The sequence below is a fragment of the Rhodococcus sp. R1101 genome (assembly GCF_000278445.1).
Classification (GTDB): domain Bacteria; phylum Actinomycetota; class Actinomycetes; order Mycobacteriales; family Mycobacteriaceae; genus Rhodococcus; species Rhodococcus gordoniae.
This window is the reverse complement of the sequence record NZ_AJVB01000041.1, coordinates 1-17,481: the sequence shown is the minus strand read 5'-3', so window position 1 is coordinate 17,481 and position 17,481 is coordinate 1. Positions and strand designations below refer to the sequence as shown.

The window sequence follows — 17,481 nt, the reverse complement described above, 5'->3', positions numbered from 1 at the left end:
CTTCGCTGCCCTCGGTCGAGGCCGGTGGTTACCGGAGGAAGTGCGCGTAGTCCCCGCGCCGCTCCGCCTTCAGTGTCGTGTTGAGCACGAGCCGGGTCTGGAGTCGGATGTAGTCGTCGAGGGTGTAGACGGATCCGAAGTGCCAGTGCTTGAGCGCCCACCCGTGGGCGAGGAGCAGGATGTCGAACACCATCAGGTCGACGTCGATGGGCTCCATGATGCCGGCGGCGATGCCGTCGCCGAGGGCGGAGCGCAGCGGCGCCGACGTCTCGACCTCCAGTTCCTTGATCCGGGCACGCCCGGCAGCATCGAGCGTGCGGCTCTCCCTGTACGTGAGGACGGTGGCGTCGAGGTTCTCGTCGACGATCTCGATGTAGCGGCGGATGCCGGCGACGAGCCGTTCGACGGGATCGTCGCCGGCGGCCTCCATCGCAGGTTCGAGTTGGTCGCGGAAGGTGTCGAGGATCGAGACGATGGTGGCGAGGAGGATTTCCTCCTTGCCGCCGAAGTACTTGTAGATCAATCCGACGCTGACGCCGGCCTCGTCGGCCAGCGCCTGCATGGACATCTGGTGGAAACCGGTGCGCTGCATGACCTGCACGGCGGCGTCGAGGACCTGCTTGCGGCGGGAACTGGTGCGAACTGCCCGCACGGCCTCTTCCACGGGAAGTGCATCGTGGTCGGTGGTCATAGGGGCTCCTCGTCACTTTTCGGTCCGATTCACAGTACCGAGTGCTCAGTGGTGTGAATCGTGCAGCTGGGACGGTCGTCAGATCCCGAGATCCTTCGCGACGATCGTCTTCATGATCTCGGTGGTTCCGCCGTAGATCGTCTGGATGCGGGCGTCGACGAAAGCGCGTGCGACGCCGTATTCGCGCATGTAGCCGTAGCCACCGTGCAGTTGCAGGCACCGGTCGGCGACACGCACCTGGAGTTCGGTGGCCCACCACTTCAGGCGGGCGGCGCGGGCGGCGGTGAGCTGCCCGGCGACGTGTTCGGCGATGCAGTCGTCGAGATAGGTGCGGGTGATGTCGAGCTCGGTGGCCAGCTCGGCGAGCACGAACTGGGTGTTCTGGAAGCTCGACACCGGCTTCCCGAAGGCCTTCCGCTGGCGGACGTAGTCGAGGGTCTGCGCGAGGACGCCCTCGGCTGCGGCGACCGCACCGATGGACAACGACAACCGTTCCTGCGGGAGGTTGTGCACCAACTGGTAGAAGCCGCGACCTTCGTCGCCGAGCCGGTTCGCGACCGGCACCCGCATGTCGGTGAACGTCAGCTCGCTGGTGTCCTGGGCGTGTAGGCCGATCTTCTCGAGATTGCGCCCGCGGGAGAAACCGGGGGTGTCGGCCTCGACGACCAGCAGCGTCAGACCCTTGTGCGGGTCGTCGGAGGTGCGGGTCGCGACGACGAACAGGTCGCCGTTCTGACCGTTGGAGATGAACGTCTTGGCTCCGTTGATGACGTAGTGGTCGCCGTCGCGCACGGCGGAGGTGCGGATGCCGGTGAGGTCGCTGCCGGTGCCGGGTTCGGTCATGGCGATGCCCAGCACCGTCTCGCCGCTGACGACACCGGGCAGCCAGCGTGCCTTCTGTTCGTCGGTGGTCATGTCCGTCAGGTAAGGCAGCACCACGTCGTTCTGCAGGGAGAACGCGATACCGGCCGCGGCATTGCCTGCGCGGTTGACCTCGTCGATGAGGATGGCGTTGTACCGGAAGTCGTCGACGCCTGGGCCGCCGTACTGCTCCTCGACGGAGAAGGCGAGCAGCCCGAGCTTCCCGGCTTCGGTGAACAACGACCGGTCGAGGCAGCTCGCGTGCTCCCAGTCCTCGTGCACGGGAGTGATCTTGTCGCGGACGAAATCACGGGCGACCTCGCGGAACTGCTGGTGCTCGGTCTCGTATTCGAGGCGTGCGTTCATCGGGTGATCCTCGAGTCGGTGGGGGCGGTGAACAACCCTGCGGCGAACTCGTCGACTGCCGTTCGGGTTGCCTTGTAGTGCAGTTTCTTTCCGGTGGCCGAGACCGGCAGCGACTCGACAAACCGATAGGCCCGCGGCCGCTTGAAGGTGGACAGCATCGGGTGCTCGCGACAGTGCGCGTCGAGGACGTCGGCCGTGACGTCCGGGCTGCCGGCCACGATGTACGCGACGACGATGCGTCCCCACCGGTCGTCGGGCACGCCGACGACGAGGCAGTCGGACACACCCGGATGCGAGTTGAGCGCTTCCTCGACCTGCACCGGATGAACGTTCTCACCACCGCAGACGAGCATGTCGTCCTTGCGTCCGACGATGGTGACGAACTCTCCGGCGTCCCACGTGGCGAGGTCGCCGATGTGCAGCCATCCGTTGTCGAACTTGGCCTTCTCCTGGTCGGGGGAGTCGAAGTAGGCGTTCGAACCCTTGGGGGAGCGGACGATCACTTCTCCGACCTCTTCGCCGTCCTTGGCGACGACGTCGTCGTGGTGGGCGAGTCGGTCCTCGTAGATGTGGACCACGCGCACGTCGTCGTCGGTGCAGGCCCGGCCCGCGGTGCCGGCATGCTCGGGCAGATCGGTGGGGCGCAGGAAGGTGTTCCAGAACCCTTCGGTGCTGCCGTAGCCGTTGAAGATCCGCGGGTTGAGGACCTGCTGGTATCGCAGTGCTGCTTCGCGTTCGAGCGGCGCACCCATCGTGACGATGCCGCGCAGCGACGACAGATCGCGCGGACGAGCTTCCTGCGCGGCGGCGAGCATCGCGAGGTTGGTGGGTGCTCCGATGAGGAAGGTGAGGCCGTGCTCGGCGACGAGGTCGAGGACACGGTCGGCGTCGAAGGTGCGCAGCGGCACCACTTCTCCGCCGATGTAGAAGACCGGGTTGGGTCCTCCGGAGTACAGGCCGCCGCGGTGGAACCACGGCGTCATGTTGAGCGTCTTGTCCTCGGGGCTCAACGGGAAGTGCATGATGACGTCGTGCGCGCTGAAGATCTCGATCATGCTGTTGAGCGGCACACCCTTCGGCATGCCGGTGGTGCCCGAGGTGTAGAGGCGGGTGGTCTCGTCCCACACCGTCCGGTGCAGCGGCGGGAGCGCGACCCGATCGGCCGCCAGGTGCCGGTACCGCACGACGGTGGCGCCGGGAACGGAGACAGGGTCGCCGTCGCCCACCGCGACGATCACCTTCGGTGTGTGCGCCGAGCGTTCCAGCGCCTCCGTCACCATCGGGGTGAGCTCGGTGTCGTAGACGAAGACCGTGGGTGCGGACTTGTCGAGGATGAACGAGGTTTCGCCGGAAGCGAGGCGGAAGTTGATCGGCGAACCCACCGCGCCGACGGCCTGGGTGGCGAGATACAGCTCGGCGAACTCGACACTGTTGAACAGTTGATAGGCGACGACATCCCCGGCCTGCACACCTGCATCGGCCAGACCCGTGGCGACTCGGTCGACGCGTTCGCCGAGTTCGGCGTAGGTCAACCGGGTTCCGGTGTCGGGATCGGTGATGGCAACGCGGTTCCCGTACCGTCCCAGGTTGCGCCGGAAGCCGTTGAGATACGTGAAGTCGTTCTCGAAGTACTCCCGGTAGGCCCGGGCGTTGTACGACGCGCTCATGATTCGATCTCCCCTGACGATGTCGGTCAGCCGGCCATGGTGAGGCCGCCGCTGACGCTGATCACCTGGCCGGTGATGAACGCTGCGGATTCGGATGCGAAGAACAGGACGGGTGCGGCGACCTCCTCGGGGCGGGCGAGCCTCCGGAACGGAATGGCTTTGATGAGAGCAGCTTTGAGCTTCTCCTCCTGGGCCTGGAACAGCGGGGTGTCGGTGGGGCCGGGGCACACGCAGTTGACGTTGATGTTGTGCCGGGCCATCTCGCGGGCGAGCGACTTGGTGAGGGCGATGACGCCGCCTTTCGCTCCCGCATAGATGGATTCGCCGGAGCTGCCGACCCGGCCCGCGTCGCTGGCGAGGTTGATCACGCGACCACCGTTTCCGGCATCGATGATGCCGGGTAGGAAGGCGCTGCAGATGTGCACCGGGCCGAGATAGTTGATCGCGACGACCTTCTGGGCGAACTCCGTTGTGGCGTTGAGGAACTGATCGGTGCGGTCCCAGCCGGCGGCGTTGACGATCACGTTGGGCACGCCCACCTCGGCATGGGTGCGGTCGCGGAGTTCGTCGACCTGCGCGCGGTCGGAGATGTCGACCGGGAGTGCCGTGATCAGCTGGGGGTACTCCTTGGCGGTGGCCTCGGCGGCCGCGAGATCGAGATCGGCGGCGACGACGCGATCACCCTGCGCGGCGAAGCCGAGAGCGATGGCCTTGCCGATGCCGGAACCGGCGCCGGTGACCAGTGCGATGTTGCTCATGGGAGGTCCTTACGGTCTGAGGGAACTCGGGTCAGGCCTTGACGTACTTCGCGAAGTCGGCTGGCCGCTTCTCCGCGAAAGCCTTGGCGCCTTCGAGCCCTTCGTCGGACTTGCCGAACAGGTCGAGCGCCGACATCGCGAGGTTGCTCAGACCGGCCTGGTGGTCGGTGTCGGCGTTGAAGGACTGCTTGAGGAATTTGATCGCAGTGGGGCTCTTCTCGGCAATCTCGGCGGCGACGGCCTTGGCTTCATCGAGCAGCTTCTCCTGCGGGACAACCCAGTTGACGAGTCCCCAGCGCTCGGCGGTGGCGGCATCGTACTGGCGGCACAGGTACCACATCTCGCGGGCGCGCTTCTCGCCGACGACGCGGGCGAGGAAGGCGGAGCCGAAACCGGCGTCGAACGAACCGACCTTGGGTCCGGCCTGGCCGAACCGGGCGTTCTCCGACGCGATGGAGAGATCGCACAGCACGTGGAGGACGTGTCCGCCGCCGACGGCGACACCGTTGACGGCGGCGATGACCGGCTTGGGGATGTCGCGGATCAGCTTGTGGAGGTAGCCGATCTCGAACATGCCGCTCTCGGTGGGCCCGTAGTCGCCGGTCTCGGCGCGCTGCTTGACGTCGCCGCCGGTGCAGAAGGCCTTCTCGCCGGCGCCGGTGAGGATGACGGCCGAGACCCGGCTGTCGGCCCAGGCCGATCGGAACGCCTTGATCAGTTCCTCGACGGTCTTGCCCCGGAAGGCGTTGTAGCGCTCGGGCCGATTGATCGTGATGATGCCGGCTGCGCCGTCGATCTCGTAGGTGATGTCCTCGAAGTCGGTCATGGGATCCCCTTCATCGCTGCAGGTAGGAGCCTGATCGAACAGCCATTCCCTGCGAGTGAATGACTATTCATTTCTCATGAAGCTACATTCACGAAAGGGGTGTGTCAACCGTCACATGGGTGCTTCGGCGACTTGGGTGGATCTGACCCCGGATTCCGGGGGTGAATCCACCGAAATCGGCATCCGTGCGTCGTAACGACGCGGGGTGGTACTCCGACACCAGTTCAGGAAGGCGCTCAGCACGTGTGTGGTCGGGAAAGCAGCACACGGGGCCTGGTGTCGGGTTGAAGGAGAAACATGAAGTTCGTCGTCCCCTACCTGCGCGTCGTAGCGGGGATGTTCGCCGCCATCACGCTGTGGCTGGCGATCGTGGAAGTAGTCAACGGCAACGGGGCCGACGCGATCCTGTTCGTGGCATTCGCGGCCGGCCTGGGATATCTCGCGATCGGCAAGCCCCTGCGCGACCGTCGCAAGCGCATCAAGGCCGAGCAGGACGCGATCGCCGCACGCGCCGAAGCCGGCCACCGTGCGTTCCTCGCGGGGGACGTGCGGGCCGCGATGGCACCGCCGCCCGAGCCGCCGAAGCCTCCGCGGATCCGCCGTGGGGTGATCATCGCCGCTGCCGTCGCCGGACTGATCGTCCTCATGGGAATCATCGGCGACATCTCGGACGGGCTGGACTCACCCACGAAGGACGACGCCAGTACCACGCCTCGCGCTGCCGCACCGACGACCACCACGTCGTACACGACGTCGGCTGCCACCACGGCGCGGACCGTCGCCCCGGAAACCACTCCCGCGACGAGGATCTCCACCACACGGGTCGCGGCTGTCGCGTCCACTGCGGTGATGCCGAACGTTGTGTGCATGAATCTCCAAGCGGCGCAGGATGCGATCCAGGCCGCCGGCGTGTTCTACTCCACGAGCGTCGACGCGACCGGTCAGGGGCGCGCGCAGGTATGGGACAGGAACTGGGTCGTCGTCGACCAGGTTCCCTCGGTGGGAGCATCGATCGGTGAAGGCGGCCCCGTGCTGTCGGTGCTGAAAGGGGACGAATTCAGCGGGTGCTAGGTCATCGGCTGCTCCGTGCGGGGGAGATCCTCGGTGGTTGCGGGCGGCTGCGCCCGACCGATCGGAGACCCTTCGGGTCCCTGAGTCGTCGTCCCCTTCCCCAAGGCTGCCCGGTCGCCATGCCCCGATAGACCGTCTCGGCCAGCACGGATAGCCCCACGTCGCGGAGGACGTGCGGCTCGCACTGGACCCGGTCGTTCGTGTCGACCCTCACGATCGGGTGCTCCACCACCAGCTGTGGAGACGAGGGATACTGGTGCCCAGTCGGTTTCGAGACAGGGAACGGCCCCGGCTCGCAGCGTCGGCGCGCTGACGTCGGACTGTGGGAGACGAGCGACGGACTGCGTCGACGAGCCTCGGCTACCGGAACGGCCCTCGTGCGCGACGATGCAGATGAAACGCCTCGAGCCCTCCGATCACGATCGGATCGGAGGCTGAAAAGTCAGGACGTCGGGTGTGAACCCGGGGGAGCGGGTAGACGGCGGCCGACGCGGACGAATGCGCTCACAGCTCGTTGGTGAGGTACGCCTCTCGAGGGCGTGTGGATAGACTCCACCCTACGGTGCATGACAGCTCTTTCTGTCTTGTGCCCAGACCCCGGTCCGGTGTTGGCGCACCTGCCGGGGTCGACCTGTTTTCAGGTCGGTGGAGGGATGGTCGCACGGGTGTGCGACGTCGTCAACTCGAACACACGTTCTGCTCGTGCGCATCGTGGGACCGTCGGTGTGTCCGAATAGAGCGCCTTGCAACGATAGTCGCTGTTGTTCATGGATAGTCCAGTGGTGCGGATGTAAAGCCGATTGTCAGACGTCATCGATCCGGCTGCGGCATGCGGTGATACTTCCTCGCGTCGGGCTCGATCTCCCACAGGCGCGCGTCCAGATGGCACAGTGCGGCACGGCCGACATCCGAGAAGACAAGGGGGACTCGCATGGGAGCTGTGCGACGGACGGTGGTGGCGACGGCAGTCGCGGCCACAGCTGCAGTAGGAGGATCGACAGGGCAGGCGGCGGCGACGCCGGCAGTCGACACTGTGGTGAACGGCGTACTGTCCATCACCCCGCTGTGCCAGGGAACCATCGACGCACTCATTATCGCGTGCACCGAGCTCGAGAAGCTGACGCCGCACTTTCCGTTGATGCTCGACCTGAATCCGAGGGGTACGCATCTCGTCGTGCTCGGGGCCGGACTCACCGAGGACGGCAAGATCAGACCGGTGCTCGAAGAACGTCTCGAAACGGCTCTGCGTGCAGCGCACCGCTATCCGGAGTCGCCGATCGTCGTCACCGGTGGGGTGCCGCGCAACGGCGTCACCGAAGCACGGGCGATGAGAGACTGGCTTGTGGCACGGGGGATTCCACCGGAACGCATCACCGAAGAATCGGAATCCGGTTCTACCGTCGAGAATGCGCGCTTCACCAACGATGTTCTGCTCGAACGGCGAGCAACAGGCGCTGTACTCGTGACGAACCGCGACCACCTCGAACGCGCGATGATCAACTTCCGGCAGGCGGTCGACGCGCGTATTCCCGTCGCGGGCATCGTCGCAGCGTAAGTGCCGGAAGAGGGAGTCGATCAGTTCTGGAGCGGCGGGACGGGCGTAGGAGTGGCGTCTCGTCCGGTGGAGAAGTTGCAGGTAGATCAGTCGGCGGTCCTCTTGCGTGGTCGGCCGCGCCGCACCGCCTTCTTGATCGGGGCTTTCGGTCGTGCAGTGGTGTGCGGCGGTTCGTCCTCCTCCTCTTCGTCCTCGTCTCGAGGCCTCTCCTCGTCTTCGCCTTCGTCCTTGTCCCTCTCCTCGTCCTCCTCTTCCTCGGCATCCGAATCCTCGTCCGAACTCTCGGAAGGGGCGTCGCTCCAGCTGAATTCGATCTCGATCTCGACTTCGTCTCCGTCCACCTCGATCTCGAGTTCCCATCGGAGCCGGTCGGGGACATCGACCGAAATCGAGCCTCCGTCCGAATCCAGGTCCACTTCGGATCCCGTCGCCAGGGCGCGCCCGAGTGCAATCAACCGCTCGGACACCTGCTTGCGGGAGAGTTGAGATTTCTGCTTGATTTCCAGCTTCGGCACAGCGACTCCTGACCTCGGTGCAGTATCCATCTACGGTATCCGCCGCGGTGGGGGCAGGTGTCGTGAACGAGGGTGTCTCGACGACGAGCTCGCTGGTTTCTTCCGGGGTCAAAACAATCATCAGTGCTTGCTTTGAGAGCGATGACATGTGACTCTGGCCACATGGTGGAATTGCCGCGATTGTCGAATCGGACATATTCGTCGACGACAGGACGCCCGGCCCAGGAGGGGACCGCGTGAGCAATCCTGTGCGTATCGGCAATTGCTCCGGCTTCTACGGCGATCGTCTGTCTGCGATGCGCGAGATGCTCGAAGGCGGGGAACTCGACTATCTGACCGGTGACTACCTTGCCGAACTGACGATGCTCATCCTCGGTCGTGACCGTCTGAAGGATCCGGGTCTCGGCTACGCCAAGACGTTCCTGCGGCAGGCCGAGGACTGCATGGGCCTCGCCCTCGACAAGGGGGTGCGGATCGTCGCGAACGCCGGTGGGCTCGATCCCGCAGGTCTGGCCGCGGCGCTACGCACGGTTGCGGATCGGCTCGGCCTGTCGCCGCGCATCGCCCACGTCGAGGGCGACGATCTCGTCGCCCGCATCGACGAGTTCGGTTTCGCCGCCGACCCCCGCCCGCTCACCGCCAACGCCTATCTCGGTGCGTGGGGCATCGCCCGGTGTCTCGAGGCCGGAGCCGACATCGTCGTGACCGGGCGCGTGACCGACGCGTCCGTGATCGTCGGTCCCGCCGCCGCTCACTTCGGCTGGGCACCCGATGACTTCGATGCACTTGCAGGTGCCGTCGTCGCCGGGCACGTCATCGAATGCGGTACCCAGGCCACCGGCGGAAACTACGCGTTCTTCACCGAACTCGACGATCTCGTCCGCCCCGGATTTCCCATCGCCGAGATCGAGGCCGATGGAGCGGCCACCATCACCAAACATCCGGGCACCGGAGGAGCCGTGACCGTCGGCACGGTCACCGCGCAACTGCTGTACGAGGTGGCGGGCGGACGGTACGCGAACCCCGACGTCACCGCGCGCATCGACACCGCCCGGCTGAGCCTGCACGCACCCGATCGTGTCCGCATCACCGGAGTGAGGGGCGAGCCGCCTCCGCCGACGCTGAAGGTGTGCCTCAATGCGCTCGCCGGGTTCTACAACGAGGTCGTCTTCGTCCTGACCGGATTGGACATCGACGCGAAGGCGCGGTTGGTGCGATCGCAGATGGAATCGAACCTGCCCAGGCGGCCTGCCGAACTCGAGTGGATCCTCGCTCGCACCGATCATGCCGATGCCGACACGGAGGAGACCGCGAGTGCGCTGCTGCGCTGTACTGCACGTGATCCCGATCCGGACGTCGTCGGACGTGCCTTCACCTCCACGGCGGTCGAATTCGCCCTCGCCGGATATCCCGGTTTCTTCGTCACCGCTCCGCCCGGTCCGGGCACCGCCTACGGTGTCTATACGGCCGAATACGCCGAGGCGACACGCGTGCCGCACGTCGCGGTGCTGCCCGACGACACCCGCCTCGACATTCCGGTCGCGGCGGTCACCCGTGTCCTCGAGCCGTTGCCGGACCCGGGTGTGCCCGCGCCGTTGCCGCCCGGACCGACTCGCCGCGTTCCGCTCGGCACGCTCGCCGGTGCCCGCAGCGGCGACAAGGGCGGTGATGCCAATATCGGAGTATGGGTCCGATCCGACGACGAATGGCGTTGGCTCGCACATTGCCTCACCGTCGACGCTGTGAAGGATCTGCTTCCCGAAATCGAGCCCCTGCCCGTCACGCGGCATCTGCTCCCGAACCTGCGGGCCGTGAACTTCGTGATCGAGGGCATCCTCGGCCGTGGCGTCGCTTCGCGCGCCCGATTCGACCCGCAGGCCAAGGGACTCGGTGAATGGTTGCGCGCCCGATACCTCGACATTCCCACCGTCCTCCTGGAGAAGCGTACGTGAGCACACTGATCTCGACCCTCGACCGCGGTTCCACAGAATACGGCGCGGCCGCCGACACGATGCGCGCTCGCCTGGCCGACCTCGACGCCGAACACGCCAAGGCCCTCGCCGGCGGTGGTGAGAAGTACGTCCGCCGACACCACGATCGAGGCAAGTTGCTCGCGCGGGAGCGCATCGAACTGCTCCTCGACCGCGACTCGCCGTTTCTCGAACTGTCGCCGCTCGCCGCCTGGGGCACCGATTTTCCCGTCGGCGGCAGTGTCGTCACAGGTATCGGCGTGGTCGAAGGCGTCGAATGTGTCATCGTGGCCAACGACCCCACCGTGCGCGGCGGCACCAGCAATCCGTGGACGTTGCGCAAGACCCTGCGTGCCGACGACATCGCCCTGCAGAACCGGATGCCGCTGATATCCCTCGTCGAATCGGGCGGTGCGGATCTGCCCACGCAGAAGGAGGTGTTCATCCCCGGCGGACGGCTCTTCCGCGATCTGACCCGGTTGTCGGCGGCGGGTATCCCCACCATCGCGCTGGTGTTCGGCAATTCGACCGCCGGCGGCGCATACATTCCCGGCATGTCCGACCACGTGGTGATGATCGAGAACCGGTCGAAGGTATTCCTCGCCGGACCGCCTCTGGTGAAGATGGCCACCGGTGAGGAATCCGACGACGAGTCGCTCGGCGGCGCCGAAATGCACGCGCGTATCTCAGGTCTGGCCGACCACTTCGCCGTCGACGAACAGGACGCGGTGCGCCTCGGGCGCAGCATCGTGCGGCGTCTCAACCACCGCAAGTCCGGTCCGGCGCCCCGTACCGGGGTACGCGAACCCCGGTACGACTCCGAGGAGTTGCTCGGGATCGTCCCCGAGGATCTCCGGCAGCCCTTCGATCCGCGAGAAGTCATCGCCCGTATCGTCGACGATTCCGACTTCGACGAGTTCAAACCGCTGTACGGGTCCTCGCTCGTGACCGGTTGGGCACAGGTGCACGGCTATCCGGTCGGGATTCTCGCCAACGCACGCGGCGTGTTGTTCAACGAGGAATCGCAGAAGGCAACCCAGTTCATCCAACTCGCCAACCGCGCCGACACCCCGCTGTTGTTCCTGCACAACACCACCGGGTACATGGTGGGCCGGGAGTACGAGGAACGCGGCATGATCAAACACGGGGCGATGATGATCAACGCGGTCGCCAATTCCACGGTGCCGCATATCTCCGTTCTGCTCGGTGCGTCCTACGGCGCCGGCCACTACGGCATGTGCGGACGGGCATTCGACCCGCGGTTCCTGTTCGCCTGGCCCAGCGCCAAATCCGCAGTCATGGGCGGTGCCCAGCTGGCCGGGGTCGTTTCCCTCGTCGGACGCGCGGCCGCGCAGGCGCGTGGACAGGATTTCGACGAAGCCGCCGACGAGGCGATGCGCGCGGCCGTCGAGAACCAGATCGAAGCCGAATCACTGCCGATGTTCCTGTCCGGTCGTCTCTACGACGACGGCATCATCGACCCACGCGATACCCGCACTGTGCTGGGACTGTGTCTGTCGGCTGTTGCCACCGCCCCGATCAGCGGCGCCGAATCCTTCGGCGTCTTCCGGATGTGAGGTTCCCGTGACCGAATCGATCATCACCACCGTGCTCGTGGCGAATCGCGGGGAGATCGCCCGTCGCGTGTTCGCCTCGTGCCGCCGAGCCGGTCTCGGCGCGGTCGCCGTGTTCTCCGACGCCGACGCGAACAGTCCGCACGTGCGCGATGCCGATGCCGCCGTGCGACTTCCGGGAGTCTCTCCCGCCGAGACCTACCTCGACGGGAAGAAGATCGTCGCGGCTGCGCTGGCCGCGGGTGCCGACGCGGTTCACCCGGGCTACGGATTCTTGTCCGAGAACGCCGGATTCGCACGCGCGGTGCTCGAGGCGGGACTGATCTGGATCGGACCACGCCCGGAGTCGATCGAGCGGATGGGCTCGAAGGTCGAAGCCAAGAAGATCATGGCCGACGCCGGTGTCCCCGTTCTCGCCGAACTCGACCCCGCCGACATCACCGACGCCGACCTCCCGGTGCTCGTCAAGGCGTCCGCAGGCGGCGGAGGACGCGGAATGCGGGTGGTGCGCACGCTCGACGACCTGCCGCGGCAACTCGACGCGGCCCGCCGGGAGGCGGCGTCGGCGTTCGGCGACCCCACGGTGTTCTGCGAGCGTTATCTCGAGAACGGACGACATATCGAGGTCCAGGTCCTCGCGGACCGGCACGGCACGGTGTGGGCGGTGGGTGAACGTGAATGCTCGATCCAACGACGCCACCAGAAGGTGATCGAGGAAGCACCGTCGCCGCTCGTCGACGCGATCGACGGGATGCGCCGGCGCCTGTTCGACGCCGCTCACCGCGCCGCACAGGCCATCGGTTACGAGGGCGCCGGCACCGTCGAGTTCCTCGCGGACCGCTCCGGGCAGTTCCACTTCCTGGAGATGAATACACGCCTGCAGGTCGAGCATCCCGTCACCGAATGCACGACCGGACTCGATCTCGTCGACCTGCAGATCCGCATCGCCGACGGCGACCACCTCGACCCCGAACCTCCACCTGTACAAGGTCATTCCGTGGAGGCCAGGCTCTACGCCGAGGACCCGGCCCGGGACTGGCAACCGCAGTCCGGCACCCTGCACCGTTTCGCGTTGCCGCACGAGGCACGTGAGTTCGACGTGCTCCGGCAGCCCGGTGTGCGCGTCGATTCCGGTGTCGTCGCGGGAACGGAGGTCGGGGTCCACTACGACGCGATGCTCGCCAAGGTCGTCTCGTACGCGCCGACCCGCGACCGTGCGGTGCGTCTGCTGGCGTCGACGTTGGCACGCACCGAGATTCACGGCATCGTCACCAACCGCGATCTCCTCGTCACGGTGCTGCGACATCCCGCCTTCGGTGCGGGAGAGACCGACACCGCCTTCTTCGACACCCACGGACTCGCGGAACTGTCGGCCCCGCTCGCCTCCGCGCACGCGGAAGCGGTGTCCGCGATCGCAGCCGCTCTGGCGGAGTCGGCCGACAACCGCGCTGCTGCCACGGTGAATACGGGCCTGCCCTCGGGATGGCGGAATCTGCCCTCCCAACCGCAGCTCACACGCTTCAGAGGCGTCCACGGCGACTACGAGGTGCGTTACCGGATCACGCGCGACGGGGCGTACATCGACGGCCGTGACGACCTCCGTGTCGTCGAGTTCGCACCGGATCGGGTGGTCCTGGAAGTCGACGGTGTCCGCCGGCATGTCGCGGTGACGCGGTACGGCGACGCGGTGCACGTCGACTCGTCGCTCGGACCGGTACGCCTGACCGCCGTCCCGCGCTTCGTCGACCCCACCGCCCGGATCGCCGCCGGATCACTGCTCGCGCCCATGCCGGGATCGGTGATCCGGCTCGGCGCTGCCGTCGGCGATGCGGTCGACGCGGGCCGGCCGCTGGTGTGGCTCGACGCGATGAAGATGGAGCACACCGTCACCGCACCCACCGCCGGCACCCTCACGGCACTTGCGGTGGAGGTCGGAGATCAGGTCGCCGTCGGTGCCGTCCTCGCCGTGGTCACGCCGCACGACGACGCGCCGTCCGGCAGTCCCGACCCGGAAGGCAGACCATGAGCGTTAGTCAGGAACCGTCATGACCGAACCGAACCCCGTGGTGGTGCACTACGACGTCGACCACGGCGTCGCGACACTGACCTTCGACTCCCCGCACAACCGCAACGCCCTGTCCGCCTCGCTGCTGACACAACTGAGCCACGGACTCGATGCCGCGGCCACCGACCCTGATATCCGCGCGGTCGTCCTCACTCACACCGGTGGAACATTCTGTGCCGGAGCAGATCTGAGTGGATCGTCCGGATCTGCGCAGGAGGCGGCGGCCGCCCGCACCCGGGACATGACCGCGTTGCTGCGGCAGATCCTGGAACTGCCCAAACCGGTCCTCGCTCGTATCGACGGGCACGTCCGCGCCGGTGGTATGGGCCTGATCGGAGCCTGCGACATCGTCGTGGCCGGCCCCGAGTCGACGTTCGCGCTCACGGAAGCACGGCTCGGTCTGGCCGCCTCGATCATCTCCTTGACCGTACTTCCGCGACTGTCCTCGCGTGCGGCAGCACGGTACTTCCTGACCGGCGAACGGTTCGGCCCGGGGGAGGCGTGCGCCGAGGGTCTCGTCACCGTTTCGACAAGGGATACCGGAACTGCCGTCGCGGAACTGCTCGCGGAGATCCGTGCATGCTCACCGCAGGGTCTGGCCGAATCGAAACGTCTCGTCACGGAGCGGATCCTCGCGGACTTCGATCGCTACGGAGACGACCTGGCAGCGCGTTCGGCCCGGTTGTTCGGTTCCGGGGAAGCGGTGGAAGGGATGAGGGCGTTCCTGCAGAAGCGGTCCCCGTGGTGGGCCGACCGGTGAGAACGCGACACGCACGGGGGCCGTTCGAATTCGTGGTGGTGAGCGTGTGTGGTCCGTTCTCGGCTCGATCTACGTGGGTCCCGGTGAGCGGGAATCGGCGCGTAGGACTGTGATTCGCATCATAGCGTCCGCCGCATGACCATCGTGACCAGCGCCGATCCCGTTCTCGGCGAGTTGCTCGAGAAGCAGCGCCGACAGTTCCGTGCACAACGCACCAGCACGGCCGTGCAACGACGAGAGCGGATCCAGCGCGTGATCGACATGCTCGTCGCCCGCACGGACGAGATCGTGGACGCGATCGACGCCGACTTCGGTGGACGCCATCCCGGCTATTCCACGACCAATGATGTGCTCGGTTCGCTCTCGGCCCTGAAATACGCACGCGACCACCTCGAAGAATGGATGCGGCCGCAGCAGCGAGCCCCCTTCCCGCCGTACGACCAGCTGGGTGCGACCGCCTCGGTTCACTATCAACCCAAGGGATCGGTCGCGATCATCGGCACCTGGAACGCCCCGGTGTTCACCCTTCTCGCCCCGCTGGCCGGGGTCCTGGCCGCAGGCAATCGCGCCGTTCTCAAACCGTCCGAGATCGTGCCGCGCACATCCCGGGCACTGGCGGACGCCGCGGCGGAATTCCTGGATCCCGCCGACGTCGCGGTGGTCACCGGTGGACCGGATGTCGCGAAGGCGCTGACCTCCCTTCCGTTCGACCACATCGTGTTCACCGGCGGGGAAGCGGCCGGGCGCTCGGTGATGGCGAACGCGGCCCTCAATCTCGTACCCGTCACCCTCGAACTCGGGGGCAAGTCTCCGGTGATCGTCGGCCGTTCCGCGGACATCGCGACGGCTGCCTACCGGATCGCGGTCGGCAAGTCGATCAACAGCGGTCAGCTGTGTGTCGGTCCCGACACCGTCCACGTCCCGGCCGAGATGCTCGAATCGTTCCTCGACGTCGTGTGCGGGACCTACCGGGAACTGTTCCCGACCATCGCCGGCAATCCGGACGTCACCGCGATCGTCGACGACAGGCACGCGGCCCGCATCGACGGATACGTCCGTCAGGCACAGGAACTCGGAGCGAGGATCGTGGTGGCACCGGACGAGCCCGTCGCCATCGCCGAACGCCGCCGCCCGCTCCGCATCGTGATCGACCCGCCGGAATCCGCAGCCGTCTCACAGGAGGAGATCTTCGGCCCGGTCATGGTCGTACGCACGTACGACGACCTCGGGCAGGTGCTGGGCACGATCAATTCCGGTCGGAAGCCGCTCGCGCTCTACTACTTCGGGCAGGACGACGAGGAACGACGACGCGCCCTCGAATGCACCACCTCGGGCGGCGTCACCATCAATGACATCGCGATGCATCCGGGCATGCTCGATGCGCCCTTCGGCGGGGTCGAGGCATCCGGGATGGGGCACTACAACGGCCTGGAGGGATTCCTCGAATTCAGTCATGCCAGAACAATTTTCGTTTCTCCCGACTACGACCCCCGGCGTGAATGGGGGATGTTGCCGCCCTACTCGGACGGTTACAGAGCCGGAATGTCCGCCCAGGTGACGCCGTGATTCCGCCGTTGCTGTCCCGCCCTTCGATGCCTTCAGGAGAAAACCGATGAGAACTCGCGGCGCGATCATCCGCAGCACGCCCGGAACCTACGAGGTGGTCGACCTCGACCTCGACGAGCCGCGCCGCGGCGAACTGACCGTCGAGATGGTGGCCGCGGGGCTGTGTCATTCCGACGACCACATCGCCGCCGGTGACCACGCGGTCGGGGTCTACCCGATCTGCGGTGGGCACGAAGGTGCCGGTGTCGTCGTGCAGGTCGGGCCGGAAACGCACGGATGGACCGTCGGAGACCATGTGGTCTTCTCGTTCCTGGCAGCGTGCGGTCGGTGCCGGTGGTGCGCGAAGGGAATGCAGAACCTGTGCGACCGCGGCGCGGCGATCATGACCGGCAGCCGCCCTGACGATCCGACAAGTTTCCGCCTGAGCCTCGAGGGAACACCGGTAGCCCAGACGTGCGGGCTGTCGACCTTCAGTCAGTACACGACGGTCAGCGTCGACTCGGCGATCAAGGTGGACAAGGATCTGCCGCTCGACAAGCTGTGCCTGCTCGGTTGCGGAGTCGGCACCGGTTGGGGTGCGGCGGTCAACTCCGCCGAGGTGTATCCGGGACAGACCGTGATCGTCCAGGGAATCGGCGGTATCGGGATCAACGCGGTCCAGGGCGCTGCGCACGCGGGGGCAGCTCGGATCATCGCGGTCGATCCGGTGCCGTTCAAGCGTGAGTCGGCCTTGCGGTTCGGGGCCACCCACGCGGTCGCCGATATGACGGAAGCGACCGAGATCGCTCGGTCGTACACCAACGGGCAGGGTGCGGACTCCGCGATCGTCACGGTCGGAGTGACGACGGGCGAGCACATCGCGGAGGCATTCTCGGCGATCCGCAAAGCAGGAACCTGCGTCGTCACGGGCCTGGGCAAGATGACGGATTCCGGTATCCCCATCAGTCCGATGGAGCTGGTGCTCTACCAGAAGCGCCTGCAGGGTTCGCTGTTCGGCGCGTCGACGCCGACCGCCGACATCCCCTGGTTGATCGACCTGTACACCTCGGGCGTGCTGAAGCTCGACGAGCTCGTGACGACCACCTACAAGCTCGACGACATCGCCCAGGGATTCGTCGACATGCACGAGGGCAGGAACCTGCGCGGAGTCGTCCTGTTCTGAGCAGGAACCCATCGCAGCCGGCGCCTCGGCGAAGACGCGTGGAGTCCGTCCGGGTGAATGGGGTGGGCGCAATC

14 protein-coding genes are annotated in these 17,481 nt (G+C 66.4%); 8 read left to right on the top strand and 6 right to left on the bottom strand.

Features of this window, described 5'->3' with window-relative positions:
• Nucleotides 1-28: 28 nt before the first annotated feature.
• The 5 genes from R1101_RS0105565 to R1101_RS0105545 form a co-directional block, all read right to left on the bottom strand.
• Nucleotides 29-691: a TetR/AcrR family transcriptional regulator gene (locus R1101_RS0105565; RefSeq protein WP_016932474.1), complete on the bottom strand. Its 663-nt coding sequence runs from the start codon at nucleotides 689-691 to the stop codon at nucleotides 29-31.
• Nucleotides 692-769: 78 nt separating this feature from the next.
• On the bottom strand, nucleotides 770-1,918 hold the full coding sequence (locus R1101_RS0105560) for an acyl-CoA dehydrogenase family protein (RefSeq protein WP_016932473.1): 1,149 nt from the start codon (nucleotides 1,916-1,918) through the stop codon (nucleotides 770-772).
• On the bottom strand, nucleotides 1,915-3,585 hold the full coding sequence (locus R1101_RS0105555) for a class I adenylate-forming enzyme family protein (RefSeq protein WP_016932472.1): 1,671 nt from the start codon (nucleotides 3,583-3,585) through the stop codon (nucleotides 1,915-1,917). The genes R1101_RS0105560 and R1101_RS0105555 overlap by 4 nt, the downstream gene beginning before the upstream one ends.
• A 26-nt stretch (nucleotides 3,586-3,611) precedes the next feature.
• The gene (locus R1101_RS0105550; RefSeq protein ID WP_016932471.1) at nucleotides 3,612-4,343 is read right to left on the bottom strand and encodes an SDR family NAD(P)-dependent oxidoreductase; all 732 of its coding nucleotides are present in this window, start codon (nucleotides 4,341-4,343) and stop codon (nucleotides 3,612-3,614) included.
• 31 nt (nucleotides 4,344-4,374) lie between these two features.
• Entirely contained in the window at nucleotides 4,375-5,169 is a 795-nt protein-coding gene (locus R1101_RS0105545; RefSeq protein ID WP_016932470.1) for an enoyl-CoA hydratase-related protein, read from the bottom strand.
• A gap of 297 nt (nucleotides 5,170-5,466) precedes the next feature.
• On the opposite strand from R1101_RS0105545, the gene R1101_RS0105540 reads away from it, so the two are divergent.
• Together R1101_RS0105540 and R1101_RS0105525 are read left to right on the top strand one after the other, a co-directional pair.
• Entirely contained in the window at nucleotides 5,467-6,240 is a 774-nt protein-coding gene (locus R1101_RS0105540; protein ID WP_016932469.1) for a hypothetical protein, read from the top strand.
• Between the two features lie 940 nt (nucleotides 6,241-7,180).
• Nucleotides 7,181-7,795, top strand: coding sequence for a YdcF family protein (locus tag R1101_RS0105525; protein WP_026002918.1), 615 nt, complete (start codon nucleotides 7,181-7,183; stop codon nucleotides 7,793-7,795).
• 86 nt (nucleotides 7,796-7,881) lie between these two features.
• Here the strand turns inward: R1101_RS0105525 and R1101_RS0105520 are convergent, their stop codons facing one another.
• On the bottom strand, nucleotides 7,882-8,310 hold the full coding sequence (locus tag R1101_RS0105520; RefSeq protein ID WP_016932466.1) for an amphi-Trp domain-containing protein: 429 nt from the start codon (nucleotides 8,308-8,310) through the stop codon (nucleotides 7,882-7,884).
• Between the two features lie 296 nt (nucleotides 8,311-8,606).
• On the opposite strand from R1101_RS0105520, the gene R1101_RS0105515 reads away from it, so the two are divergent.
• The 6 genes from R1101_RS0105515 (at nucleotide 8,607) to R1101_RS0105490 (ending at nucleotide 17,407) form a co-directional block, all read left to right on the top strand.
• Nucleotides 8,607-10,262, top strand: coding sequence for an acyclic terpene utilization AtuA family protein (locus tag R1101_RS0105515; RefSeq protein ID WP_232284682.1), 1,656 nt, complete (start codon nucleotides 8,607-8,609; stop codon nucleotides 10,260-10,262).
• Nucleotides 10,259-11,857, top strand: a complete 1,599-nt coding sequence (locus tag R1101_RS0105510) for an acyl-CoA carboxylase subunit beta (RefSeq protein WP_016932464.1) — start codon at nucleotides 10,259-10,261, stop codon at nucleotides 11,855-11,857. Before R1101_RS0105515 ends, R1101_RS0105510 begins: the two co-directional genes overlap by 4 nt.
• Nucleotides 11,858-11,864: 7 nt before the next feature.
• Complete coding sequence (locus R1101_RS0105505; RefSeq protein WP_016932463.1) at nucleotides 11,865-13,880, top strand: acetyl/propionyl/methylcrotonyl-CoA carboxylase subunit alpha; 2,016 nt, start codon at nucleotides 11,865-11,867, stop codon at nucleotides 13,878-13,880.
• 19 nt (nucleotides 13,881-13,899) lie between these two features.
• Nucleotides 13,900-14,679 (top strand): enoyl-CoA hydratase family protein, encoded by a 780-nt coding sequence (locus R1101_RS0105500; RefSeq protein WP_016932462.1) that lies wholly within the window; start codon nucleotides 13,900-13,902, stop codon nucleotides 14,677-14,679.
• 135 nt (nucleotides 14,680-14,814) lie between these two features.
• Nucleotides 14,815-16,245 carry an aldehyde dehydrogenase family protein gene (locus tag R1101_RS0105495; RefSeq protein ID WP_016932461.1) on the top strand — a complete coding sequence of 477 codons (1,431 nt, stop codon included), beginning with the start codon at nucleotides 14,815-14,817 and terminating at the stop codon, nucleotides 16,243-16,245.
• A 46-nt stretch (nucleotides 16,246-16,291) separates the two neighbouring features.
• On the top strand, nucleotides 16,292-17,407 hold the full coding sequence (locus tag R1101_RS0105490; RefSeq protein WP_016932460.1) for an NDMA-dependent alcohol dehydrogenase: 1,116 nt from the start codon (nucleotides 16,292-16,294) through the stop codon (nucleotides 17,405-17,407).
• The last annotated feature ends 74 nt before the right edge of the window (nucleotides 17,408-17,481 follow it).

What these genes read in the sequence shown, in the direction of transcription:
- R1101_RS0105565 (WP_016932474.1), bottom strand. Translation starts at nt 691, where the DNA reads ATGACCACCGACCACGATGCACTTCCCGTGGAAGAGGCCGTGCGGGCA.
- R1101_RS0105560 (WP_016932473.1), bottom strand. Translation starts at nt 1,918, where the DNA reads ATGAACGCACGCCTCGAATACGAGACCGAGCACCAGCAGTTCCGCGAG.
- R1101_RS0105555 (WP_016932472.1), bottom strand. Translation starts at nt 3,585, where the DNA reads ATGAGCGCGTCGTACAACGCCCGGGCCTACCGGGAGTACTTCGAGAAC.
- R1101_RS0105550 (WP_016932471.1), bottom strand. Translation starts at nt 4,343, where the DNA reads ATGAGCAACATCGCACTGGTCACCGGCGCCGGTTCCGGCATCGGCAAG.
- R1101_RS0105545 (WP_016932470.1), bottom strand. Translation starts at nt 5,169, where the DNA reads ATGACCGACTTCGAGGACATCACCTACGAGATCGACGGCGCAGCCGGC.
- R1101_RS0105540 (WP_016932469.1), top strand. Translation starts at nt 5,467, where the DNA reads ATGAAGTTCGTCGTCCCCTACCTGCGCGTCGTAGCGGGGATGTTCGCC.
- R1101_RS0105515 (WP_232284682.1), top strand. Translation starts at nt 8,607, where the DNA reads ATGCGCGAGATGCTCGAAGGCGGGGAACTCGACTATCTGACCGGTGAC.
- R1101_RS0105500 (WP_016932462.1), top strand. Translation starts at nt 13,900, where the DNA reads ATGACCGAACCGAACCCCGTGGTGGTGCACTACGACGTCGACCACGGC.
- R1101_RS0105495 (WP_016932461.1), top strand. Translation starts at nt 14,815, where the DNA reads ATGACCATCGTGACCAGCGCCGATCCCGTTCTCGGCGAGTTGCTCGAG.
- R1101_RS0105490 (WP_016932460.1), top strand. Translation starts at nt 16,292, where the DNA reads ATGAGAACTCGCGGCGCGATCATCCGCAGCACGCCCGGAACCTACGAG.